Genomic DNA, 23,248 nt, shown 5'->3' on the forward strand with positions numbered 1-23,248 from the left:
GGGCCGCCCGGCGAACCGGACGGCCCCGCACTGCGGAACGGGCTCAGAAGCCGTTGGCGGCGAGCCACTCCTTGGCGATGTCGGGCGTCGACTCCTGGTCGACGGTCGACTTCACGTTGAGCTCGACGAGGCCCTCGGGGGTGAGCGCCGCGCTGACCTTGTTCAGCACGTCGGACACCTCGGAGGCGACGTTCGAGTTGACGACCGGCACGACGTTCGACGCGAGGAACAGGCCCTTCGGGTCGGTCAGCGTGACGAGGTCGTCGGTCTGGATGCGGGGGTCGGCCGTGTAGACGTTCGCGACCTGGATGGTGCCGGCGACGAGGTCGTCGACCGTGGTCTCACCGGTCGGCGAGAACTGCACGTTCACGCCGTAGGTCGACTGCAGGCCGGTCGGGCCGTAGGGACGCTCGGCGAGCTCGGCGTTTCCACCGAGCGTGACGCCCGAGGTGACCTTGGCCAGATCGGCGATGCTCGTGAGGCCGTTCGCCTGCGCGAAGGCCGCGGTCACGGTGTACGAGTCCTGGTCGGTCGCGTCGGACTGGTCGAGCACCTCGAGGCCCTCGGGAAGCGCCGCCGGCAGCGCCGCGTACACGTCGTCCGCGGTGCGGGCCGTGGTCTCGGCGTCGAAGAACTGCAGGAGGTTGCCGGTGTATTCGGGGAACACCGAGACGGTGCCGTCCTCGAGCAGCGGGATGTAGGCGTCGCGCTGGCCGATCTGGAACTGGCGCGTGACCGTCTTGCCGGCGCCCTCGAGGGCCTGGGCGTAGATCTCGGCGACGATCTCGTTCGAGTAGTAGGCCTGCGAGCCGACGACGATGGTGTCGGACGACGCCGACGCGTCGCCGCCGCCGTTGCTCAGCGGGTCGCTCGAGCCGCCACTGCAGCCGGCGAGGGCGATCGAGGCGACAGCGAGGCCGGCGAAGACGCCGAGGCCCTTCCGGGTTCGTGCTGTGAACATGGGTGCTCTCTTTTCTGGTGATGCGGGATTCGGGTGGGTCAGGGGGTCGCGGGCGGCACGGCGGGGGCGCCGACGGCGATGGCCTCGGCACGGCGCTGACGCGCAGAACGTCGCTGCGGTTGCGCGGAGCCGGCGGCGCGGATGCCGCGCGGCACGACGAGATGCTGGAGCAGGGCGAACAGGCCGTCGATGACGAGGGCGAGAACGGCCACGAGGATCGCGCCGCCGATGAGGATGTCGAAGCGACGCAGCGGGATGGCTGCGATGATGTACTGCCCGAGACCGCCGAGACCGATGTAGGCGGCGATCGTCACGGTCGCGAGCACCTGCAGTGTCGCGGCGCGGATGCCGCCGACCAGCAGCGGGAGTCCGAGCGGCACCTCGATGCGCCAGAGGATCTGCGATTCGGTCATGCCCATCGATCGGCCGGCGTCGATGACGCGCCGGTCGATCGCCTCGAAGCCGGTGTACGCCCCGGCCAGGAGGGAGGGGATCGCGAGGACGACGAACGAGATGACCGCCGCCTCGGGCTTGTGCAGCACGCCGAGCAGGAGGGTCAGGAGGATGAGCAGTCCGAACGACGGGATCGCACGCGCGGCCCCGGAGATCGCGACGGCGATCTCTCGTCCCTTACCCGTGTGGCCGATGTACCACCCGAGCGGGATCGCGATGACGCCCGCGATGACCACCGCGATGAGGGTGTAGAGCAGCTGTACGCCGATCGCGAGCGGGATGGCATCGAACCCGCGGCCGGGATCGCCGGAGAAGATCCACCCGATGGCATCTCCGAGAAGGTTCACGCGGCCACCGCCGTCCGTGCGCGTCGCGCCGAGGGCACCGCGGCACGACGGGTCCAGGGCATCAGCAGGCGCCCCGCGATCACCAGCACGAGGTCGATGACCAGCGCGAGCACGACGACGGCGACGACCCCGGCGAAGACCTCCGGGATGATCCGGCGCTGCAGTCCGTTGGTGAAGAGGTAGCCGATGTTCTGGATGCCGACCAGGATGCCGACCGTGGCCAGCGCGATCGTGCTCGCCGAGGCGACGCGAAGACCCGCCAGCACCACGGGTCCGGCGAGGGGGAACTCCACCGCGATGAAGCGGCGGAACGAGCCGTAGCCGATGGCGGTGGACGCCTGGCGGACGCCCGCATCCACCGAATCGAGACCGTCGGCGACGGCGCGGACGAGGATGGCGACGGCGTAGATCGCGAGCGCGACGATGAGGTTGGTCTCACTGACGATGCTGTACCAGCCGGTGACCACGGGCACGAGGATGAGCAGCGCGAGCGAGGGGATCGTGTACAGCAGCCCCGTGATCGTGATGACGCCGCTGCGCACCAGACGGTACCGCCAGGCGACCCAGCCGAGGGGGACGCTGATGACGAAGCCGACGACCAGGGCGATCAGACTCTGACGCAGGTGCACCAGCGTCAGCTGCCCGATGAGGTCGAGGTTGTTGCCGACCCAGTTCACGGGCGCGCATCCTCCACGAGGGCGCCCTGCGTGCGGCCCTCGGCATCCACCACGACCGTGCCGGTCGGCGTCTGCTTGAGGTGGAGTGCGCGCTTGCCCTTGACGGCACCGATGAAGCTCGCCACGAAGTCGCTCGCGGGGTTCTCCACGATCTCGCTCGGCGTGCCCACCTGGGCGATCTTGGCGCCCTTCTCGAGGATGACGACCTGGTCGCCGAGGAGGAAGGCCTCGTCGATGTCGTGAGTGACGAAGACGATCGTCTTGCCGATCTCGCTCTGCAGCCGCAGGAGCTCCTGCTGCAGCTCGTCGCGCACGATCGGGTCGACGGCGCCGAACGGCTCGTCCATCAGCAGGATGTTGGGGTCGGCGGCGAGGCCCCGGGCGACGCCCACGCGCTGCTGCTGGCCGCCCGAGAGCTGGCTCGGGTAACGGTCGGCCATCGCCGTGTCGAGGCCGACGGTCTTCATCAGCTCGAGCGCGCGCGTGCGTGCGGTCTTGCGGTTCTGGCCCTGCAGCACGGGAACCGTGGCGATGTTGTCGGCGACGGTGAAGTGCGGAAGCAGACCGGAGTTCTGCATCACGTAGCCGATGCTGCGTCGCAGCTGCACGGCGGCCTTTCCGCCGATGTCGTCGCCGTCGATGGAGATCGTGCCCGACGAGGGCTCGACCATGCGGTTGATCATGCGCAGGAGGGTGGTCTTCCCGCAGCCCGAGGAGCCGACGAAGACGGTGGTCTTGCGCGAGGGGATGACGAGGTGGAAGTCGTCGACGGCGCGGGTGCCGTCAGGGAAGACCTTGGAGACGGCCGAGAACTCGATCATGCGAATCGCCGCCTCAGTCGGAGACCACGACCTTGCGGTCGAAGGCCACGTAGCCGGCGAAGTCCTTCCCGACGCGCTCGACGGCACCGTCGCGCAGGTCGGGGTACGACCATGCGCCGTCCTTCAGCTCGGCACCGTCGAGGGAGACGTTCCAGTACTGCGCGGCGCCCTTCCAGGGGCAGGTGTAGGCCGTGGGGCTCTTCTGCAGAGCCCCCTCGCGGATCGCCTGCGGCGGGAAGTACCAGTTGCCCTCGATCGAGGCCAGGTCGTCGCGGTCGGCTTCGGCGATCACGACGCCGTCGAGAACTGCCTTCATGGGTACCCCCTCCGTGGCGCCCCGCGGGCACAGCGCCGACGGGTGACGATCCACCTCGGTCGAGGCTAGCGAGGTACGGAACGCGTCAGCGGAAGATTGCTCCGTGTGTCGACCTGGGCTATGGTGCCCGGCTCCTGCGAGGCGACCCGGATCGGCCGGAGGGACCGGGGACATGGGGACCGGTGGCTTCGACAGGCTCAGCCGCCTCTGCCGCGACGCGGGTCCCCCGACACGGTCGAGGGACCGGGGGCGCGGCGGGGTCAGACGACGCGGGCTCCGGGCACCGGTCCGTGCACGTGGAGAGCCACGTGACCGGCAGCGCTCAGCGTCACCTGAAGATCGATCGCCGACGACTCGTCGGCGGCGAGGAAGGCGAGGGTCGGCCCCGACCCCGATACGAGACCCGCCAGAGCGCCCGAGCTCTCTCCGCGTTCGAGGACCCGGGCCAGGTCGGGCCGCAGGTGAAGCGCCGGAGCCTGCAGGTCGTTGCGCAGGGTCGCGGCGAGCATTCCGGCATCCCCCTGGCGCAGGGCGTGCAACACGTCGGGGTCGACGGCCGGGACCCGCCGGGCGGGTCCGATGTCGACCGCGTGGCGTTCGCGGTGGGCGTCGAGTTCGCCGTAGACCACCGGCGTCGACATGCCGACCTCGTTCGTGACCAGCACCCAGTCGAAGCGTCCGCGCGCCAGGGCCGGGCTCAACTCATCACCACGGCCCGTGCCCACGGCGGTGCCGCCGAGGAGGGCGAACGGCACGTCGGCCCCCAGCTGCGCCGCCAAGTGGGCGAGCTCGCTCGTCGGCATCCCGAGCCCCCAGAGGGCATCGCAGGCGACCAGGGCCGCCGCCGCATCCGCGGACCCGCCGCCCATACCGCCGGCCACGGGAACGGCCTTGCGGATCGCGAAGTGCGCGCCGCGGTCGACACCGGCCGTTCGCGCGAGCAGCCGGGCGGCGCGGATCGCGAGGTTGCGGTCGTCGGTGGGAACGCCCTCGATGTCGACCGGACCCTTCGCACTCACCGACATCGCGAAGTCGTCGGCCGGGGTGGCGATCATCTCCTCGTAGAGAGACACGGCCTGGAACGCCGTCGCGAGTTCGTGGTACCCGTCGTCCTGCACGTCGCCGACCTCGAGGAAGACGTTGATCTTCCCGGGCGCGCGCACGCGGACGGACGCGGGGGTGGTGAGGCTCACGACAGCCCCCGCTCACCCGTGCGCCGCGAGGCCCCGGCGTGTGCGAAACTGGAACGTCGGCCCGCTTCCCGCCGTCGCTCGCAGGGCGGTTCGGGACAGACCGGGCCGGAGCGAGCGATGAGAGTCACTCCTCGACAGTAGCGCTCCGCTCCCCGCCGTTCGGCGTCGCCGCCGAAACGTCTTCGTAACCCCGGAACCTTACGGTGTCCGGAACCCGTCACCTACCCCCGAGGAGGCAGTATGCGCCCGATGGTCCCCCTGTCGATCGACACCGACCCCTGGCGCGCGCTGCTCTCCCGCTCCGATATCCGGATGCACGACGGCATCCTGCACGTCGTCGACGACACCTCGACCCCCTCGATCGCCGAGCGCGACGACCTGCTCACCGCGGCATCCGCGATCGAAGCGGCCGGCGTGCGCGTGCTGCTCGTGCGCGACGCGAACCGTCGCCCGAAGCTCGTGGTCGACACCGCCGACGCCGAGGCGGCGCTGACGGCACTGCGCGACCCCGAGCTCGGGCCGATCTACCTCAAGGCCCGCGGCGAAGACCCGGTGCCCGCGCACAGCGTGCACCCCTCCGCCGGTTCGGTGCAGGCGTACGCCGTCTTCCGTCCGCGCACCTCGACCGAGGGCTCCTACCGCTACGGCGCCTCGCTCGCGCCGCGGCTCGAACTCTGGCGCTTCGGCGAGAAGACGATCGAGGCGCCCCGCCCCAGCGCCCTCACCCGCCGGCGATTCGCCGCAGCCGACCTCGACCTGGTCGAGATCGAGCGCTACGGACGCCGGTGGATGACCGTGTCGGGCATGTTCGACCCGCACCCGAACGAGTTCACCGCCGAGGTCGACATGGTCTTCTCGTGGGTCGACGGCTCGTCGAGCGAGTTCCAGCGCCAGCGCGCGGCGCGGATGAAGGGCTACGTCGTGGGCGACGGCGACGACAACGCCGCCCGTTACCGCCAGGTCGACGAGCTTCGCTACGCGCTGCGCAGCGTGCACATGTACGCGCCGTGGGTGCGACGCATCTTCATCGCGACGGACTCCCCCACCCCTGAGTGGCTCGCCGATCACCCGAAGGTGACGATCGTGCGCAGCGAGGACTTCTTCGCCGACCCCTCCGTGCTGCCCACGCACAACTCGCACGCGGTCGAGGCGCAGTTGCATCGCATCCCGGGGCTGGCCGAGCACTTCCTCTACAGCAACGACGACATGTTCTTCGGTCGCCCGGTGACGCCGGAGCTGTTCTTCAGCGGCGGCGGCGTGAGCCGTTTCGTCGAGAGCGGTGTCCGCATCGGCAGCGGACCGGCGCACATCGAGCGCTCCGGTCACGACAACGGCCTGCGCGTGAACCGCGCGCTGCTGAAGGAGCGCTTCGGGCGCGTCATCACGCTCGATCTGGAGCACTGCGCCACCCCGCTGCGCCGCTCCGTCGCGTTCGAGCTCGAGCGCGAGTTCGCCGACGACTACGCCCGCACCGCGGCCAGCCGCTTCCGCTCCGCCACCGACATCTCGGTGACGAACAGCCTCTACCACTACTACGCCCTGGCGACCGGCCGCGCGATCGTCACGACCGAGCCGCGCACCCGCTACGTGCAGACGACGCAGCTGGACTCGCTGCGCACGATGGAGCGCCTCGTGTCGCGTCGCGACACCGACATGTTCTGCCTCAATGACGGCAGCGTGCCCGAGATCCCCGAGGAGGTGCGCGTGCCCGCGCTGCGCGCCTGCCTCGAGCGGTACTTCCCCGTGGCGGCGCCGTGGGAGAAGGAAGCGGTCAGCGAAGGATCGGCAACGGCGTCGTCGGCGGCGACACCGGTCCGCTGAACGCCCGCGACGCCGGCACCACGACGCCGGCGTCGCGCAGCCGTCGCTGCGATTCCTCGGCATCCACGTACTGCAGGGCCGCGCTGGCGGCGAGCGGCACGACCGAGTGGACCACCGTCTCGTCGTAGACGTGCACGAGGTTGAATCCCTGGGCGGAGTCCTGCGGACGGGTTCCGCCGACGGGCACCATGAGGTCCTGCGTGTAGCAGGTGGCCGAGGCCACCGACACGGGGATGCCGGCGAACGTCGCGAACGTCGAGTAGTGCAGGTGCCCCGCGAGGATCGCGCGCACGTCGGATCCGCGGAGCACCTCGGCGAGGCTGCGCTGATCGCGCAGCTCGACGGATGCCGCGAGGTCGAGGACGCTCGGCACGGGCGGGTGGTGCATGGCGAGGATCGTGCCCAGGGGCGCGGGGGTGGCGAGCACCTCGGCGAGCCAGCGCAGCTGGGCGGGGGTGACCTCGCCGTGGTGGGCTCCCGGGACCGACGTGTCGAGGGTCACGATGCGCAGGCCGTCGAACTCGTCGACGCGGTCGACCGGGGCCGTCGGCTCCGCCGTGTCGCCGGGGAGCAGTTGAGAGCGGAAAGCGGCCCGGTCGTCGTGGTTGCCCATGACCCAGACCACGCGCGTCGCGAGGCGCTGCGCGAGCGGCTCGACGAGGGCGCGGACCCGGTCGTAGGCGTCGCTCTCGCCGAAGTCGGCGAGGTCGCCGGTGAACACGAGCGCGTCGGGACGGATGCCGGAGGCCTCGATCGACGCGACCGCCCGGGCGAGATAAGCCTCGGAGTCGACGTCGTCGTACAGCGGCGCACCGCCGGCACGGAGGTGGGTGTCGCTCAGGTGCAGCAGCACCCGTTCGGCGCGGGGGTACTCGGCGTAGCGCATCTCGTTCCTCTCGGGCCGTCGGGTACGACCTCGTCACCGGCGTGATGCTCCCGGTTGGCTCGAAATGTTACCGGCATGTTTCAGGAACGCGTGGTGAACACGTCAAGAATTGCCTGACGGGCGTCTCCCCTCCCGGCGAGCCGCGCGCGTCGCCGAGAATCGTCGCGGGAGCGCAGCCCGAAGCGACGATTCTCGGCGAGTCGTGCGAGGGGCGCGGGCTGCCGGGGCGTCAGGACGAGGCGGCGATGCGGGCGTAGTCGTCGATCGTGAGCTGCTCGCCGCGCAGGGTCGGGTCGACCCCCGCCGCCTCGAGGCGCGCGGACGCGTCGGCCGCCGTGCCACCGAGCACCCCGGCCAGCGCCTGACGCAGCATCTTGCGACGCTGCTGGAAAGCGGCGTCCACGATCCGGAAGGTGCGCAGCCGGTGCTCCTCGGTGCCACGGGGCTCGGCATCCCGCTCGAAGGCGACCAGCACGCTGTCGACGTTCGGCACGGGCCAGAACACCTGGCGCGACACGGTTCCGGCCAGGCGCCACGAACCGTACCAGGCCGCCTTCACGCTCGGTGCGCCGTACACCTTCGACCCCGGAGGGGCGGCGAGACGCTCGCCCACCTCGGCCTGCACCATGACGACGCCGCGCTGCAGGTAGGGGAAGGTCTCGAGGAAGTGCAGCAGCACCGGCACCGACACGTTGTACGGGAGGTTCGCGACGAGCACGCTCGGCTCGCCAGGCAACTCCTCGACGCGCAGCGCGTCGGCGTCGATGACCTGGAGGCGCCCCTCGGGCACGTCGTGCGCCGCCGCGGTCACGGGGAGGCGCTCGGCGAGCCGGTGATCGATCTCGACGGCGACGACCGAGGCTCCGGTCTCGAGGATCGCCAGCGTCAGGGATCCGAGGCCCGGACCGATCTCGACGACCCGGTCGGATGCCGTGACCCGGGCCGCCTGCACGATCTTGCGCACCGTGTTGGCGTCGACGACGAAGTTCTGCCCGAGCTTCTTGGTGGGGGTCACGTCGAGGTCGGCGGCGAGCCGACGGATCTCGGCGGCACCGAGCAGCGAAACAGGCATTGTTCCACTGTAGTCAGGGCTCCGCCAGAACCCTTGCTGAGCGCGAGCCGGGAGTAGCGTGGTCAGGTGAGTCAAACGCAGTCGATCCCCGCAAACGCCTTCACCCTGCGAAGCCCCTACGGGCGACGAGCCATCGGCCTGTCGGTCGCGGCGGCGGTCGGCGGCTTCCTCTTCGGATTCGACTCCTCCGTCATCAACGGTGCCGTCGACGCGGTCGAGGGCAACTTCGAACTGACCCAGGTGCTGACCGGATTCGTCGTCGCGGTCGCGCTGCTGGGCTGCGCGGTCGGCGCGGTGGTCGCCGGAGCCCTGTCGGACCGCTGGGGCCGACTGAAGGTCATGCTCCTCGGCGCCGTGCTGTTCTTCGTCTCGTCGATCGGTGCCGCCCTCACCTTCAGCGTCCCCGACCTGATCCTCTGGCGTGTCATGAGCGGCCTCGGCATCGGCATCGCGTCGGTGGTGGCCCCGGCCTACATCGCCGAGGTGGCTCCGCGTCAGATCCGCGGCTCGCTGGCGTCACTGCAGCAGCTCGCGATCACGCTCGGCATCTTCGGTGCCCTGCTCTCCGACGCGCTCCTGGCGAACTCCGCCGGCGGCGCGGCCAACCAGCTGTGGCTGGGTCTGGAGGCGTGGCGCTGGATGTTCCTCGTCGGCGTCATCCCTGCCGCGGTGTACGGCATCCTGTCGTTCACCGTTCCCGAATCCCCGCGCTACCTGCTCGCGAAGGGCAAGCGCGACGAAGCGAAGGCGATCTTCGCCCGCCTCGTGCCGCCCGCCGATCTCGACAAGACGATGAACGAGCTGTCGAACACGATCGAGGCCGACCGCAAGAACAAGAACGTCTCGCTGCGAGGTCCCGTGCTGGGCCTGCAGGGCATCGTCTGGACCGGCATCCTGCTGTCGGTGTTCCAGCAGTTCGTGGGCATCAACGTGATCTTCTACTACTCCACGACCCTCTGGAAGGCTGTCGGCTTCGACGAGAGCAACTCGCTGTTGATCTCCGTCATCACCTCGGTCACGAACGTGGTCGTGACCTTCGTCGCGATCTTCCTGGTCGACCGGGTGGGCCGAAAGCCGATCCTCATCACCGGCTCGCTGCTGATGACGCTGTCGCTGGGCGCGATGGCCCTCGCGTTCGCGTTCGCCACCGGCTCGGGCCAGGACGTGTCGCTCCCCGCCCCCTGGGGCAGCGTCGCGCTCGTCGCCGCGAACGTCTTCGTCGTCGGATTCGGCGCCTCGTGGGGACCGCTGGTGTGGGTGCTGCTCGGCGAGATCTTCCCGAGCCGCATCCGCGGCAAGGCGCTCGGCGTCGCTGCCGGCGCCCAGTGGATCGCCAACTTCGCCATCACGGTGTCGTTCCCGGCCATGTCGAGCTGGTCGCTGCCGCTCACCTACGGCATGTACGCCCTGTTCGCGGCCCTCTCCTTCGTCTACGTGCTGCTGCGCATCCCGGAGACGAAGGGCATGGAGCTCGAGCAGACCGAGACGCTGTTCGTCCGCAAGCCGAAGGACGCCGCCAAGGCCTGAGCCCGGATGCCGAGAGGCCGGCGCCCTGCGGGGTGCCGGCCTCCGTCGTTCGGGCGTCGTGTGCGCCCGCGTGATCTCTGCGATCTGCACAAGCTCAACGGCATCCGCGACTCTCGGGCTGAGGATGCGCGAATCGCCGAGATCCGCGCTCGCGTCAGTCTTCGAACGCGCCGTAGACCTCGAGGGTGTTCGCGGCGACCCGGGCGGCGAGCTCGTCGGCATCCATCGACAGTTCTGCGGCGAGGAAGCGCAGCGTCACGGGGATCAGGTACGGCGCGTTGGGGCGGCCGCGATACGGAGCCGGCGTGAGGAACGGGGCGTCGGTCTCGACGAGGATGCGATCCACCGGGGTGACCGCGAGGGCGTCGCGCAGGTTCTGCGCGTTCTTGAAGGTGACGTTGCCCGCGAACGAGAGGTAGTAGCCGCGGTCGGCGGCGATCCGGGCCATGTCGGCGTCGCCGGAGAAGCAGTGGAACACCGTCTTCTCGGGAGCGCCGACGCGCTCGAGCGTCTCGAGCACGGCCTCGTGGGCGTCGCGGTCATGGATCTGCATCGCGATGCCGTGCTTCTTCGCCAAGGCGATGTGCGCCTCGAAGGAGCGGATCTGGGCGGGGATGCCGTCGGCCTCGGTGCGGAAGAAGTCGAGTCCCGTCTCGCCGATCGCGCGCACCCGCGGTTCGCCGGCGAGCTCGTCGATGACGGCGATCGCGGCATCCAGCTCCCCCGCCTGCTCGTAGACGGGGGCCTCGTTGGGGTGGATCGCGACCGCCGCGAGAACGCGCGGGTGGGACCGCGCCGCCCACGCCGACCAGCGCGAGGAGTCGACGTCGCCGCCCGCCTGCACGACCCCGTGCACGCCGACCGCGAGCGCGCGTTCGAGCTGCTCGTCGAGCGACATGCCGGTCTCGCCATCCTCGATCTCGAGGTGCGTGTGGTTGTCGTAGACCGGGATGCCGAGGGGCTCGGGCACCGGCGGATAGCTGACGTCGCGCCGACCGTCGGTGGAGCGCTCGCGGACGTACTGACTGGGGTCGGTGCCGTCGATCGTTCCGCGCGGGCGCTCGACCGGGGCGGAACCGGCGGCGGGCCGGGGGGCGGAGGCGTCGACGGGCTCAGGAGCCGCCGCTGCACCCCGGGCCGCCGCCGACTCCGCGGCCGACGCCCCCGGGGCCGCCGCCGACTCGGAAGGCATCGCCGTCACGCCTGCTCGACGCGCGGGAAGAGCGGCGTGAGCGGGGTCACCGTGGCCCCCGCCGGCAGCAGGCCCCACGCGCCCGCCTCGCGGATCGGCTGGTCGACGAGTGCGCCGAGGCCCTGCTCGGCACCGAGGGCGACCCACAGCTTCGCGGTCGCGGCGGGCATGACGGGCGACAGCAGCACGGCCAGGGAGCGCAGTCCCTCGGCCGCGGTGTAGAGGACCGTTCCGAGACGCTCGCGCTGAGCCTCGTCCTTCGCGAGCGCCCACGGCTCGTTCTCGGTGATGTAGCCGTTGAGCGCGTCGACGATGGTCCAGATCGCCGAGATCGCCTCGTCGATGCGGAAGCGTTCGATGGCGGCGTCGGCGGCGGTCGCGGCATCCGCCACCACCTTCTGGATCGCGAGGTCGAGCGCGGTCGAGGGCCCGGCCTGCGGGACGACACCGTCGAAGTACTTCGAGATCATCGCGACCGTGCGCGACGCGAGGTTGCCGAAACCGTTGGCGAGCTCCGCCTGGTAGCGGGCCGACAGGTCTTCCCACGAGAACGAGCCGTCCTGGCCGAACGCGATGGCCGAGAGGAAGTAGAAGCGGTACGCGTCGGAACCGAAGACGTCGGTGATCTCGGTCGGCGCGATGCCGGTGAGCTTCGACTTCGACATCTTCTCGCCGCCCACGAGCAGCCAGCCGTGCGCGAAGACCCCGCGAGGCACGTCGAGACCGGCGGCCATCAGCATGGCCGGCCAGATGACCGCGTGGAAGCGGAGGATGTCTTTCCCGACCACGTGGAACGCCGGCCAGCGACGCGCGAACTGCTCGGGATCGGTGCCGTAGCCGACGGCGGTGGCGTAGTTCAGCAGCGCGTCGACCCACACGTAGATCACGTGCGACGGGTCCCAGGGGACGGTGATGCCCCAGTCGAACGCCGAGCGCGAGATCGAGAGGTCTTTCAGACCGCTGCGCACGAACGAGACGACCTCGTTGCGGGCCGATTCGGGCCGCACGAAGTCGGGCTCGGTCTTGTAGAGCTCGAGCAGGCGGTCCTGGAACTCGCTGAGCTTGAAGAAGTAGTTCTTCTCCTGCAGCAGCTCGAGGGGCTTCGAGTGGATGGCGCACACCTTGAGGCCCTCGAAGGGCCCGGTGCCGTCGACGATCTCGGCCTCGGGCTTGAACTCCTCGCAGCCCACGCAGTACAGCGCCTCGTACTCGCCGGCGTAGATGTAGCCGCGGTCGAAGAGCGCCTTCACGAACTGCTGCACGCGCTCTTCGTGGCGCGGCTGCGTCGTGCGGATGAAGTCGTCATTGGCGACGTCGAGCGTCTCGAGCAGCGGGAACCACGACTCGGACACGAGCTTGTCGACCCACTCCTGCGGGGTGACGCCGTTGGCGGCGGCCGCGCGCAGCATCTTCTGCCCGTGCTCGTCGGTGCCGGTCAGCATCCAGGTGTCATCGCCCGCCTGGCGGTGCCAGCGCGCGAGCGTGTCGACGGCCACCGTCGTGTACCCGTGCCCGATGTGGGGCAGGTCGCTGGGGTAGTAGATCGGCGTCGTGATGTAGAAGGATCGGCCGGAAGTCACTCGGAGATTCTACGGGGAGGCTCCGACACGGCCGCGCGTGTGACGGGCGGTCAGGCCGAGGCGCGCACGACCAACGTCGTCGGCAGCACCACCGGCTCGACCGCGCGACCGTCGATCGCGTCGAGCAGAAGGGTGACCATGCGCTCGCTCAGCTGCTCCCACGGCTGGCGCATGGTCGTCAGGGGCGGCTCGTGCGTCGCGGCGAGTCCCGAGTCGTCGAAGCCGGCGACGGCGATGTCGTCGGGCACCCGTCGTCCCGCGCGGCGCAGCGTCTGCACGGCGCCCGCCGCCATGAGGTCGGATGCCGCGAACACGGCGTCGATGTCGGGAGCGCGCTCCAGCAGCCGCTCCATGGCCGCGGCACCGGAGTCCTGCGAGTAGTCCCCCACCTCGACCAGCTCCGGGTCGAAGTCGTCGCCCATCTCGTCACGGAACCCCACGAGGCGGAAGCGTCCGCCCGGCGTGTCGTCGGGCCCGGCGATCATGGCGATCCGCCGATGCCCGTGCGCCCGCAGGTGCGCCGTCATCGTGCGCGCCGACCCGGCTTCGTCGACGGAGACGCTCAGCACCTCGCTGCGATGCCCCAGGGGCACCCCGCACGCCACGGTGGGGATCCCGGCATCCATCAGGGATTCCAGCAGGGGATCGGCCTCGTGCGAAGAGATGAGCAGAACGCCGTCCACGTGCCCGGCACTGACGTAGTGCGCGACGTTCGCGCGCTCGGCCGGGGTGCCGGCGATGAGGAGGACGAGCGTCATCTGACGCTTGGAGAGGGCCTCGGCGGCACCGCGCAGCAGCAGGGCGAAGGTCGGGTCGTCGAAGAGCAGGTGCTGCGGCTCGGTCATGAGGAAGGCGAGGGACCCCGCGCGTCCGGTGGCGAGACTTCGCGCGGCGTGGTTGGCGGTGTAGCCGGTGCGCTCGATGGCATCCTCGACCGCCGCGCGCGCATCGGGAGACACCCAGTGGCCGCCGTTGATGACGCGCGAGACGGTGCCGCGTGACACGCCCGCGGCTGCCGCGACGTCGCGGATCGTCGGCTTGCGCCGAACGGTCGGGGTCTGCTCCATGCGGGAATGCTATCGGCCGGGAGACGGTCCGGGATGCCGACACCGAGCCGAGACTGGGACCGGTCACAGTTCGGTAACGAACATCGACCCGTTGTTGCGCGATGCGGCCGGACCGCCGGAGGCTGTGACCGGTCCCAGTCCGGGACGCACGAAGATCCGATGGAGTGTCATGACCCGCGCTACCCCCTGGCCCGCTCTCGACGGCATCGCATACGGCGGTGACTACAACCCCGAGCAGTGGCCTCGCGAGGTCTGGGACGAGGACGTCCGCCTCATGCGCGAGGCGGGCGTCAACCTCGTGAGCGTCGGCATCTTCTCGTGGGCCCTCCTCGAGCGCAGCGAGGGCGTCTTCGACTTCGCCTGGCTCGACGAGCTCCTCGATCTGCTGCACGCCAACGGCATCCACGTCGACCTCGGCACCCCCACCGCCTCCCCGCCCGCGTGGTTCTTCCACGCCCACCCCGAGGCGCGGGTCGTGACCCGCGACGGCCGCACGATGGGCTTCGGCTCGCGGGGCATGGCATCCCCCTCCTCGCCCGCCTACCGCACCGCCGTCGCGCGCATCGCCGACGCGCTCGCCGCCCGCTACGCCGCGCACCCCGCGGTCGTGATGTGGCACGTGCACAACGAGTACGGCGTGCCCGTCGGCGAGGACTACTCCCCCGCCTCGGTCGCCGCCTTCCGCGACTGGCTGCGCGAGCGGTACGGCTCGCTCGACGGTCTCAACGCGGCCTGGGGCACCGCCTTCTGGGGTCAGCACTACGGCGACTGGGAGCACGTGGGCGCCCCCGCCGACGCCCCGAGCGTCGTCAACCCCGCGCAGCGCCTCGACTTCGCGCGCTTCACCGACCACCAGCTGCGCGCGTGCTTCCGCCTCGAACGGGATGCCATCCGCGCCCACGCCACGCAGCCGGTCACCACGAACTTCATGGCGAACCAGAGCTGGACCACCGACCTGTGGGCCTGGGGCCGCGAGGTCGACATCGTCTCGGACGACCACTACCTCTGGGCCGCCGACCCCGATGGACACGTGGGCCTCGCGATCGCCGCCGACCTGTCACGGTCCGTCGGCGGGGGTGCGCCGTGGATCCTCATGGAGCACTCCACCTCGGCCGTGAACTGGCAGCCGCGCAACGTCGCCAAGCGCCCGGGCGAGATGGCCCGCAACTCGCTGACTCACCTCGCCCGCGGCGCCGACGCGATCCTCTTCTTCCAGTGGCGCGCCTCCCGCTCCGGGGCGGAGAAGTTCCACTCGGCGATGCTCCCCCACGCCGGCACCGACTCCCGGGTGTGGCGTGAGGTCGTCGATCTCGGCACGGCCCTCGGGCGCCTGGGCGAGGTGCGCGGAGCACGCGTGCAGGCCGAGGCCGCGGTGCTGTGGGACTTCGAGTCGTTCTGGGCGCAGGACCTCGAGTGGCGTCCCTCGGTCGACGTCACCCACCAGGCGCAGGTGCGCGCGTACTACGAGCAGCTGTGGCGCGACGGCATCACCGCCGACTTCGCTCTGCCCGGTCACGACCTCTCGGGCTACCGCCTGGTCGTCGTCCCGGCCCAGTACCTGCTGTCGAAAGCGGATGCCGACAACCTCGCCGCCTACGTCCGCGGCGGCGGCACGCTGGTCGTGTCGTTCTTCTCGGGCATCGTCGACGAGAACGATGCCGTCCACCCGGGCGGCTACCTCGCCCCTCTGGCCGACGTGCTCGGCCTGCGCCTGGAGGAGTTCCTCCCGCTCCGCGAGGGCGAGACGATCACCCTCGAGCGGGCCGACGGCGCGGCCCTCACCGCTCGCGCCTGGGCGGAGGACCTCATCGTCGACGGGGCCGACGTCGTGGCCCGCTACGTCGACGGTCCGGCCGCCGGGCGCGCAGCCCTCACCCGGCACGCGTACGGCGCCGGGACCGGGTGGTACGTGTCGACGAGCCTGGATGCCGACAGCCTCGCGCACGTGATGGCCGCCGCCTACGCCGACGCCGGGGTCTCGGCATCCGTCGTCCCGGCCGGGTGCGAGGTGGTCGTGCGGAGCTCCGACGAGCACGACTTCACGTTCGTCGTCAACCACCGCGACGACGCCGTCGACCTCGCCCTCGACGGCACCGAGCTGCTCACCGGCGCACCGACGGACGGCGCGCTGACGGTACCCGCGGGCGGCATCGCCGTCGTCCGCACCGCACGTGAGGAGGCCGGCCGGGCCTGACGGGCCGGCATCCCACTCCGAACGACACCCGGCCGCACCGACGCGGCCGGGTGAGCGGGCCGCGAGGACCGCGACCCCGCACGACCCGACCGCGACCACCGCGGTCACCCGAACCGACCGCAATGGCTGCGGTCGCACAGAAAGGGACCTCTCATGCGCATGACAGCACCCCGGCGCACGCTCCTCGGCTCGGCGGCGATCCTCGCCGTCTCGGCCCTCGCCCTCACCGGTTGCTCCGGCGGCGGATCCGGCGACGACTCCGCCCAGGGCGGTGACGGCCCCGAGATCGTCGTGTGGACCGACGCCGAGCGCGAGCAGGCCATCGGCGATGCCGCGAAGGCGTTCGAGGAGGAGACGGGCGCGACCGTGCGGCTCGTGCAGAAGAACTTCGAGGACCTCCGCAACGACTTCATCGCCCAGGTCCCCACCGGCGAAGGGCCCGACATCACCGTCGGCGCGCACGACTGGCTCGGCGCCCTCGTCGCGGCCGGCGTCGTCGACACGATCGACCTCGGCGACACCGCCTCGAACTTCGAGCCCGTCGCGCTGGAGGCCATGACCTACGACGGGCAGCTCTACGCCCTGCCGTACTCCCTCGAGACCGTCGCCCTGGTCCAGAACACCGCCCTCGTCGGCACCGACGCGCCGGCCACGTGGGACGACATGATCCAGCGGGGTCTGGCATCCGGGGCCGAGCGCCCGTTCGTCATCAACACCGCTGGTGAGACCGGCGACGGGTACACGATGTACGGACTGCAGACCTCCTTCGGCGCCCCCGTGTTCGTGCAGGACGCCAGCGGCTCGTACACGTCCGAGGTGGGCATGGGCGGGGCCCCGGGCGAGAGCTTCGCGCAGTGGCTGTCGACCAACGGCCAGGCGGGGTACCTCTCGACCACGATCGACTACGACATCAACAACGAGCTCTTCGCGAGCGGCAAGGCGCCCTACACGGTGCAGGGCCCGTGGGCGATCAGCTCGTTCGAGGGCATCGACGTCGCCGTGAACCCCCTGCCCAGCGCGGGCGGCGAGACGGCCGCGCCGTTCGTGGGCGTGCAGGGCTTCTACCTCAGCGCGCAGAGCAAGAACGCGCTGCTCGCGACGGAGTTCCTCGTGAACTACCTCGGCACCGAGGACGCCCAGCGCGCCCTGTATGAGGCCGACCCGCGCATCCCCGCCTACACCTCGCTCGGCCAGGAGGTCGCCTCCGACCCGATCATCGCCGGCTTCCTCGCCTCGGCCCAGAACGGCGTGCCGATGCCCTCGATCCCCGAGATGGGGTCGGTGTGGGACCTCTGGAACGCCGCCGAGGCGCAGATCATCTCCGGCGCCGAGCCCGTCTCGACGTGGAACCAGATGATCACCGACCTTCAGAGCACGCTGGCCGGCTGACGACACGCTCCGTGGGCGGGCGCGGTTCCCCCGCGCCCGCCCGCGGTACCACCCCGACGAATCCGGAGCACCCATGTCGGTCACCCCTCCCGTCGCGCCCCCGGGCGCGGCCCCCACCGCCCCCGCGCCCCTCCCGGCACGCGAATCGCACGCCCGCAGCTTCCGCGGCATCGGCGTCGGCTTCCTCCTCAAGCTCATGATCATGGCGGTCGTCAACGCCTTCGGCATCCTGACGATCCTCACCGCCGTCGGCGCCGAGTCCTGGCTGCTGGCCTCGATCACCGCCGTGCTGCTGATCATCGCCGACATCGTCTACTTCACCCGGCGCGCACTGCCGCTGAAGTACCTGCTGCCGGGGCTGATCTTCCTCTTCGCGTTCCAGGTCTTCATCTTCGGCTACACCGCCTACATCGCCTTCACGAACTACGGCACCGGTCACGCGGGCTCCCAGTCGCAGGCGGTGGATGCCACCCTGATCCAGGGCGAGCGCCGGGTCGACGACTCCGCCACCTACCCCATGGCCGTGGTGGAACGCCTCGGCACCTACGGCCTCGCGATCGCCGACGACGACGTCGTGCGCGTGGGGACACCCGACGAACCCCTGGCGACGGTCGAGGGCGAGATCGGGGCGAGCGGCGCTCCGACCGAGGTGTCGGGCTGGACCGTGGTGCCGCGTGCCGACGTGCTCACCGACCCCGCGGTGCAGCAGGCCGCCGCGAGTCTCCGGGTGCCCCTGTCCGACGACCCCAACGACGGTGCGCTGCGCACACGCGACGGCTCGACCGCGACGGTCTACACCTCGACGCTCGTGTGGGACGAGCAGGCGCAGACCATCACCGACACCACGACGGGCACGGTCTACACCGTGACCGACCGCGGCACCTTCACCTCCGCCGACGGGCAGAGCCTGCCCACCGGCTGGTACGTCAACGTGGGGTTCGAGAACTTCCTTCGCGTCTTCACCGACGGCGCGCTGCTGCAGCCGCTGCTGTCGGTCACCGGGTGGACGTTCGCGTTCGCGATCCTGTCGGTGGTGATCAGCTTCGGCCTCGGGCTGCTCTTCGCGATGATCTTCAACGACCCGCGCGTGCGGGCGCGGAAGTTCCTGCGGACCCTGTTCATCCTCCCGTACGCGTTCCCGGCGTTCATGTCGGCGCTGCTGTTCCGCGGCATGTTCAACTCCGAGTTCGGTGTCATCAACGACGTCTTCTTCTTCGGCCTGCCCATCAACTGGCTCGGCGACCCGGTGCTCGCGAAACTCGCCGTGCTGTGGGTGAACGTGTGGCTGAGCTACCCGTACTGGTTCCTCGTCTGCACGGGCGCCCTGCAGGCGCTGCCGTCCGACACCCTCGAGGCCGCGCAGCTCGACGGCGCCGGCCGCTGGCGCTCGTTCCGCTCGATCGTGCTGCCGCTGCTGCTCGTGTCGACCGCTCCACTGGCGATCTCGTCGTTCGCGTTCAGCTTCAACAACTTCACCGTCATCTACATGTTCAACAACGGCGGACCCGCGATACCCGGGGCGCCCTACGCGCTGGGCTCGACCGACATCCTCATCTCCGCCATCTACGACATCTCCGGCGTCTCGGGCGGAGCGGCGGATTACGGCCTCGCCAGCGCTCTGTCGATCGTCGTGTTCGTCGTCGTCGGCGCCATCTCGGCGCTGGCCTTCCGTCAGACCCGCAAGCTGGAGGAGTTCGCATGACCGTCACCGCACGCGGCACCGGACACGATGCCGCCCGCAGCACCCCCGCGAAGAAGCGCCGCTGGCTCGCCGAGGTCGGGTGGAAGTACCCCGTCGCCGCACTCGTCGCCTTCTACGCGCTGTTCCCCCTCGTCTACGCGCTCTCCGCTTCGCTCAACCCGCGCGGGAGCCTCGCCTCGTCGAACGCGCTGTTCTCGGCGGTCGATTTCTCGAACTACGCCGCCCTGTCGGGCACGAGTTACTGGACCTGGGTCGGTAACACCCTCCTCGTGGGCGGTGTCGCCTCGGTCGGCGCGGTGCTGATGGGCGCCGCCGGCGCCTACGCGTTCTCGCGCTTCCGCTTCTCGGGGCGGCGGGCGAGCCTCACCGGCCTGCTCATCGTGCAGATGTTCCCCCAGGCGCTCGCGTTCGTGGCGATCTTCCTCATGCTCCTGACCATCGGCGAGGTCGTGCCCGCGCTCGGCATCAACTCGAAGCTCGCCCTCATCTGCGTCTACCTCGGCGGCGCGCTCGGCGCGAACACGTTCCTCATGTACGGCTTCTTCAACACGATCCCGATCGAGATCGACGAATCGGCCAAGATCGACGGCGCGACCCACGCGCAGATCTTCTGGAAGCTCATCATGCCGCTGGTCACGCCGATCCTCGCGGTCGTCGCGCTGCTCGCCTTCATCGCCGCCTTCGGCGACTACATCCTGGCGCGCATCATCCTCGTATCCGAGGACAACTGGACCCTCGCCGTCGGCATGTACCAATGGGTCTCGAATCAGCTCACCTCCCGGTGGGGCCTGTTCGCCGCGGGATCGGTGCTCGCGTCGATCCCGGTCCTCGCCCTGTTCCTGTCGCTGCAGCGCTACATCGTCGGCGGCCTCACCCAGGGGTCGGTCAAGGGCTGAGCCCCGACCGACCCGTCCTCGATCGATGGAGATCCGGATGCCGAATCACCCCCGTCCCACGGCCCTCGCGGCCCTGACCCTCGGCGTCGCCCTCGCGGTGGCGCCCCTCACGGCGGCCCAGGCCGCGCCCGCCGCCGAGCCGGTCGAAGCCGGGATCACCGTCCCGCGAGTCGAGGGCCTGGCATCCGATTTCGCCCTCGGCGTCGACGTGTCGTCGGTGCTGTCGCTCGAGGAGTCGGGAGTCGTGTTCCGCGACGACGACGGCGCCCCCGCCGACCTGTTCGAGGTGCTCGCCGACCACGGCGTGACCGACGTGCGCCTGCGCGTGTGGAACGACCCGTTCGACGCCGAGGGCCGCGGGTACGGCGGAGGCAACGTCGGTGTGGAGCGGGGCGTCGAGATCGGCGCGCGCGCGACCGCCGCGGGTCTCGGCGTCGCCGTCGACTTCCACTACTCCGACTTCTGGGCCGACCCCGCCAAGCAGAAAGCGCCGAAGGCCTGGGCGGGAATGGATACCGCCGAGACCGCCGACGCGGTCGGCGACTTCACCCGCGAGGCGCTCACCGAGTTCGTCGCCGCCGGCGTCGACGTGCAGCTCGTGCAGGTGGGCAACGAGACCAACGGCGGCGTCGCCGGGGTGACCGGTTGGCCCGACATGGCGCGCGTGTTCTCGGCCGGATCCGCCGCGGTGCGCGCGGTGACGCCCGACGCCCTCGTGGCCGTGCACGTCACGAACCCGGAGCGTCCCGGCCACTACGCCGCCTACGCCGCACAGCTCGCGGCGAACGAGGTCGACTACGACGTGTTCGCCTCGTCGTACTACCCGTTCTGGCACGGCACGACCGAGAACCTCACCGCGGTGCTGCGTCAGGTCGCCGACACCTACGACAAGAAGGTCATGGTCGCCGAGACGTCGTGGGTGCGCACGCTCGACGACGCCGACGGTCACCCCGACGTGATCGACGCGGCCTCCGAGGCCGAGGCCTATCCCATCAGCGTCCAGGGTCAGGCGACCGCGCTGAGCGACGTCGTCCAGGCCGTCGCCGACGTCGGCGACGCCGGCATCGGCGCGTACTACTGGGAGCCCGCGTGGCTCCCCGTCGGCTCGCCCGACCAGCTGGCGCAGAACCGCGTGCTCTGGGAGCGCGACGGCTCGGGCTGGGCGACGAGCTTCGCGGGCGAGTACGACCCGGAGGATGCCGGTGAGTACTTCGGCGGATCGGCGTGGGACAACCAGTCGCTCTTCGACGTCGACGGCACCCCGCTCGAGTCGCTGCGCACCTTCGCCTACGTCCGCACCGGCGCTGTCGCACCCCGGGAGGTCACGGGCGTCGACACCGTGCGGCTCTCCGTGACCGTCGGCGACGCGGCGGCGCTCCCCGGACGGGTGACCGTGCGCTACAGCGACGGCACGAGCGAAGAGAGCCCGGTGACCTGGGAGGCCGCGCCCGACCTGTCGCGCCCCGGCGTCTACGAGATCGCCGGCGCGACCGCCGAGGGTCACGCCGCTCTCGCGGTCGTCACCGTCTCGACCGAGAACCTCTTGCGCAACCCCGGGTTCGAGGATCCCGACGTCTCGATGTGGATCGTCGACGGTCCGCTCTCACTGCGCGCGACCGACGATCCGCGCACGGGCGAGCGCTCGGCCCACTTCTTCGCCGCCGAGGCGATGTCGTTCACCCTCGAGCAGCGCGTCGACGACGTCCCGGCCGGTCGGTACGTCGCCGCCGGAGCGCTGCAGGGCGGCGCGTTCGGCGACGGGACGGCGAGCATCGAGCTGGCCTCGGATGCCGACACCTCGGCCGCTCCGTTCACGGCGGGCGGATGGCGGGTGTGGTCGGAACCGCGCACCGACGAGATCGAGATCGCCGAGGGCGAGAGCCTCACCGTACGGGTGAGCGCCGAGCTGCCCGCCGGCGCGTGGGGGACGATCGACGACCTCGGGCTCGAGCGCGTCGGCGATGCCGCGCCCGCCCCCGGCGGACCGACGCCCGGTGAGCCCGGCCCGACGCCCACGCCGGGCGCTCCGTCACCCGCGCCGACGGAGCCCGCTCCGGCCGAGCCCGTACCGGCCCCCGCGGCGCCCGTACCCAGCAGTCCCGCACCCGCCCCGGCGACGCCCGCGCCCCCCTCCGCACCGGCGCCGGGTCTGGCCGAGACCGGCACGAGCGTTCCCCTCGGCATCCTCGCCGCCGGACTCCTCGCCCTCGCGACCGGAACGGTCCTGATCGCCCACCGCCGCCGCTCGCGCTCTCCACGCGCGTAAGGGGTCAGAAAATGTCGCCTGGCAGCTCGCCAGGCGACATTCTCTGACGCCTCGCGCGGCTAGCGCGCGGCCAGAGCGGCCTGGTAGAGCTCGCGCGAGGAGTGACCGGTCTGCGACGACACCTCGGCCGCGGCCTCCTTGAGCCGCGCGCCGCTGCGCACGAGCTCGAGGGTCTGGGCCACGGCATCCGGGAACGCCACCTCGCGCGCCGAGGCGCCGCCCACGACGATCGCGATCTCACCGCGCACGCCCTCCGCCGCCCACGCGGCGAGTTCGCCGAGGGGGCCCCGCTTGACCTCTTCGTAGAGCTTCGTCAGCTCGCGGCAGACGGCGGCGGGGCGATCGGCGCCGAACGCCGCGGCGAGGTCGTCGAGGGTGGATGCCAACCGCGACGGCGACTCGAAGAAGACGAGGGTCCGCTCCTCCGACGCGAGCTGCGCGAAGGCCCGGCGACGTTCGCCGGGCTTGCGGCGCGGAAAGCCCTCGAACGCGAACCGGTCGGTCGGCAGGCCCGCCACGGCGAGCGCGGTGACGACCGCGCTGGGGCCGGGAAGGGCCGTGACGGTGACGCCCGCGGCCGCGGCGGCGGCCACCAGGCCGAACCCGGGATCGCTGACCGTCGGCATGCCGGCGTCGCTCAGCACCAGCAGATCGTCGACGCGGGCGAGCTCGACGAGCTCCGCCGCGCGCTGCTTCTCGTTGTGGTCGTGCAGGGCGATCAGACGCGGGCGGTTCTCGACGCCGAGGCCCGCGAGCAGGCGCTGCGTCGTGCGGGTGTCTTCGGCGGCGACGACCGTGGCGTTCTCGAGGGCTTCGACGAGACGCCGCGAGGCGTCACCCAGGTTGCCGATGGGGGTCGCCGCGAGGATGATCACCGTTCCACCTTAG

At 70.9% G+C, this 23,248-nt stretch carries 19 protein-coding genes; 7 read left to right on the forward strand and 12 right to left on the reverse strand.

The features are described from left to right. Positions 1–43: 43 nt before the first annotated feature. The 6 genes from RWH45_RS09300 to RWH45_RS09325 all read right to left on the reverse strand — a co-directional run bounded on the left by RWH45_RS09300 (position 44) and on the right by RWH45_RS09325 (position 4,768). Positions 44–961 (reverse strand): ABC transporter substrate-binding protein, encoded by a 918-nt coding sequence (locus RWH45_RS09300; RefSeq protein WP_315994632.1) that lies wholly within the window; start codon positions 959–961, stop codon positions 44–46. A gap of 38 nt (positions 962–999) precedes the next feature. Then, complete coding sequence (locus RWH45_RS09305) at positions 1,000–1,761, reverse strand: ABC transporter permease (RefSeq protein ID WP_315994633.1); 762 nt, start codon at positions 1,759–1,761, stop codon at positions 1,000–1,002. Continuing rightward, positions 1,758–2,438, reverse strand: a complete 681-nt coding sequence (locus RWH45_RS09310; RefSeq protein ID WP_315994634.1) for an ABC transporter permease — start codon at positions 2,436–2,438, stop codon at positions 1,758–1,760. The genes RWH45_RS09305 and RWH45_RS09310 overlap by 4 nt, the downstream gene beginning before the upstream one ends. Further along, positions 2,435–3,259 (reverse strand): ABC transporter ATP-binding protein, encoded by an 825-nt coding sequence (locus tag RWH45_RS09315; protein WP_315994635.1) that lies wholly within the window; start codon positions 3,257–3,259, stop codon positions 2,435–2,437. The genes RWH45_RS09310 and RWH45_RS09315 overlap by 4 nt, the downstream gene beginning before the upstream one ends. A 13-nt stretch (positions 3,260–3,272) precedes the next feature. Beyond that, positions 3,273–3,575, reverse strand: coding sequence for a DUF427 domain-containing protein (locus RWH45_RS09320; RefSeq protein WP_315994636.1), 303 nt, complete (start codon positions 3,573–3,575; stop codon positions 3,273–3,275). 260 nt (positions 3,576–3,835) lie between these two features. Further along, positions 3,836–4,768: a 4-(cytidine 5'-diphospho)-2-C-methyl-D-erythritol kinase gene (locus RWH45_RS09325; protein WP_315994637.1), complete on the reverse strand. Its 933-nt coding sequence runs from the start codon at positions 4,766–4,768 to the stop codon at positions 3,836–3,838. Between the two features lie 240 nt (positions 4,769–5,008). On the opposite strand from RWH45_RS09325, the gene RWH45_RS09330 reads away from it, so the two are divergent. Then, positions 5,009–6,589, forward strand: coding sequence for a stealth conserved region 3 domain-containing protein (locus RWH45_RS09330; RefSeq protein WP_315994638.1), 1,581 nt, complete (start codon positions 5,009–5,011; stop codon positions 6,587–6,589). Here RWH45_RS09330 and RWH45_RS09335 read toward each other — a convergent pair. Continuing rightward, positions 6,540–7,475, reverse strand: coding sequence for a phosphodiesterase (locus RWH45_RS09335; protein ID WP_315994639.1), 936 nt, complete (start codon positions 7,473–7,475; stop codon positions 6,540–6,542). The genes RWH45_RS09330 and RWH45_RS09335 overlap by 50 nt on opposite strands. Positions 7,476–7,704: 229 nt before the next feature. Next, a complete protein-coding gene (gene rsmA / locus RWH45_RS09340; RefSeq protein WP_315994640.1) occupies positions 7,705–8,547 on the reverse strand; it encodes a 16S rRNA (adenine(1518)-N(6)/adenine(1519)-N(6))-dimethyltransferase RsmA in 843 nt (280 codons plus the stop codon). A 66-nt stretch (positions 8,548–8,613) separates the two neighbouring features. Here rsmA and RWH45_RS09345 point away from each other — a divergent pair, with 66 nt between their 5' ends. Next, entirely contained in the window at positions 8,614–10,074 is a 1,461-nt protein-coding gene (locus RWH45_RS09345; RefSeq protein WP_315994641.1) for a sugar porter family MFS transporter, read from the forward strand. A gap of 154 nt (positions 10,075–10,228) precedes the next feature. On the opposite strand, the gene RWH45_RS09350 is transcribed toward RWH45_RS09345, so the two are convergent. From RWH45_RS09350 to RWH45_RS09360, 3 genes are read right to left on the reverse strand one after another with little or no spacing between them, the layout of a single operon-like run. After that, positions 10,229–11,266 carry a TatD family hydrolase gene (locus RWH45_RS09350; RefSeq protein ID WP_315994642.1) on the reverse strand — a complete coding sequence of 346 codons (1,038 nt, stop codon included), beginning with the start codon at positions 11,264–11,266 and terminating at the stop codon, positions 10,229–10,231. A 5-nt stretch (positions 11,267–11,271) separates the two neighbouring features. Beyond that, the gene (gene metG / locus RWH45_RS09355) at positions 11,272–12,846 is read right to left on the reverse strand and encodes a methionine--tRNA ligase (RefSeq protein ID WP_315994643.1); all 1,575 of its coding nucleotides are present in this window, start codon (positions 12,844–12,846) and stop codon (positions 11,272–11,274) included. Between the two features lie 50 nt (positions 12,847–12,896). Beyond that, positions 12,897–13,913, reverse strand: coding sequence for a LacI family DNA-binding transcriptional regulator (locus RWH45_RS09360; RefSeq protein ID WP_315994644.1), 1,017 nt, complete (start codon positions 13,911–13,913; stop codon positions 12,897–12,899). Positions 13,914–14,082: 169 nt separating this feature from the next. On the opposite strand from RWH45_RS09360, the gene RWH45_RS09365 reads away from it, so the two are divergent. The 5 genes from RWH45_RS09365 (at position 14,083) to RWH45_RS09385 (ending at position 22,360) form a co-directional block, all read left to right on the forward strand. Beyond that, the gene (locus tag RWH45_RS09365; RefSeq protein WP_315994645.1) at positions 14,083–16,107 is read left to right on the forward strand and encodes a beta-galactosidase; all 2,025 of its coding nucleotides are present in this window, start codon (positions 14,083–14,085) and stop codon (positions 16,105–16,107) included. A gap of 153 nt (positions 16,108–16,260) precedes the next feature. Continuing rightward, positions 16,261–17,496: a sugar ABC transporter substrate-binding protein gene (locus RWH45_RS09370; protein ID WP_315994646.1), complete on the forward strand. Its 1,236-nt coding sequence runs from the start codon at positions 16,261–16,263 to the stop codon at positions 17,494–17,496. Positions 17,497–17,569: 73 nt separating this feature from the next. After that, a complete protein-coding gene (locus RWH45_RS09375; RefSeq protein WP_315994647.1) occupies positions 17,570–19,198 on the forward strand; it encodes an ABC transporter permease subunit in 1,629 nt (542 codons plus the stop codon). Further along, entirely contained in the window at positions 19,195–20,094 is a 900-nt protein-coding gene (locus tag RWH45_RS09380; protein WP_315994648.1) for a sugar ABC transporter permease, read from the forward strand. Before RWH45_RS09375 ends, RWH45_RS09380 begins: the two co-directional genes overlap by 4 nt. A gap of 37 nt (positions 20,095–20,131) precedes the next feature. Further along, positions 20,132–22,360 (forward strand): glycosyl hydrolase 53 family protein, encoded by a 2,229-nt coding sequence (locus RWH45_RS09385; protein WP_315994649.1) that lies wholly within the window; start codon positions 20,132–20,134, stop codon positions 22,358–22,360. A gap of 59 nt (positions 22,361–22,419) precedes the next feature. Here the strand turns inward: RWH45_RS09385 and rsmI are convergent, their stop codons facing one another. Beyond that, positions 22,420–23,235, reverse strand: coding sequence for a 16S rRNA (cytidine(1402)-2'-O)-methyltransferase (rsmI, locus tag RWH45_RS09390; protein WP_315994650.1), 816 nt, complete (start codon positions 23,233–23,235; stop codon positions 22,420–22,422). Positions 23,236–23,248: the final 13 nt, after the last annotated feature.

This window comes from Microbacterium galbum, assembly GCF_032464915.1.
In the GTDB taxonomy this organism is placed as follows: Bacteria; Actinomycetota; Actinomycetes; order Actinomycetales; family Microbacteriaceae; genus Microbacterium; species Microbacterium galbum.

Coding starts and splice junctions, on each gene's coding strand:
- RWH45_RS09330 (WP_315994638.1), top strand. CDS start 5,009: ATGCGCCCGATGGTCCCCCTGTCGATCGACACCGACCCCTGGCGCGCG.
- RWH45_RS09350 (WP_315994642.1), bottom strand. CDS start 11,266: ATGCCTTCCGAGTCGGCGGCGGCCCCGGGGGCGTCGGCCGCGGAGTCG.
- RWH45_RS09385 (WP_315994649.1), top strand. CDS start 20,132: ATGCCGAATCACCCCCGTCCCACGGCCCTCGCGGCCCTGACCCTCGGC.
- rsmA (WP_315994640.1), bottom strand. CDS start 8,547: ATGCCTGTTTCGCTGCTCGGTGCCGCCGAGATCCGTCGGCTCGCCGCC.
- RWH45_RS09380 (WP_315994648.1), top strand. CDS start 19,195: ATGACCGTCACCGCACGCGGCACCGGACACGATGCCGCCCGCAGCACC.
- RWH45_RS09360 (WP_315994644.1), bottom strand. CDS start 13,913: ATGGAGCAGACCCCGACCGTTCGGCGCAAGCCGACGATCCGCGACGTC.
- RWH45_RS09320 (WP_315994636.1), bottom strand. CDS start 3,575: ATGAAGGCAGTTCTCGACGGCGTCGTGATCGCCGAAGCCGACCGCGAC.
- RWH45_RS09370 (WP_315994646.1), top strand. CDS start 16,261: ATGCGCATGACAGCACCCCGGCGCACGCTCCTCGGCTCGGCGGCGATC.
- RWH45_RS09375 (WP_315994647.1), top strand. CDS start 17,570: ATGTCGGTCACCCCTCCCGTCGCGCCCCCGGGCGCGGCCCCCACCGCC.
- RWH45_RS09300 (WP_315994632.1), bottom strand. CDS start 961: ATGTTCACAGCACGAACCCGGAAGGGCCTCGGCGTCTTCGCCGGCCTC.
- RWH45_RS09315 (WP_315994635.1), bottom strand. CDS start 3,259: ATGATCGAGTTCTCGGCCGTCTCCAAGGTCTTCCCTGACGGCACCCGC.
- RWH45_RS09365 (WP_315994645.1), top strand. CDS start 14,083: ATGACCCGCGCTACCCCCTGGCCCGCTCTCGACGGCATCGCATACGGC.
- RWH45_RS09335 (WP_315994639.1), bottom strand. CDS start 7,475: ATGCGCTACGCCGAGTACCCCCGCGCCGAACGGGTGCTGCTGCACCTG.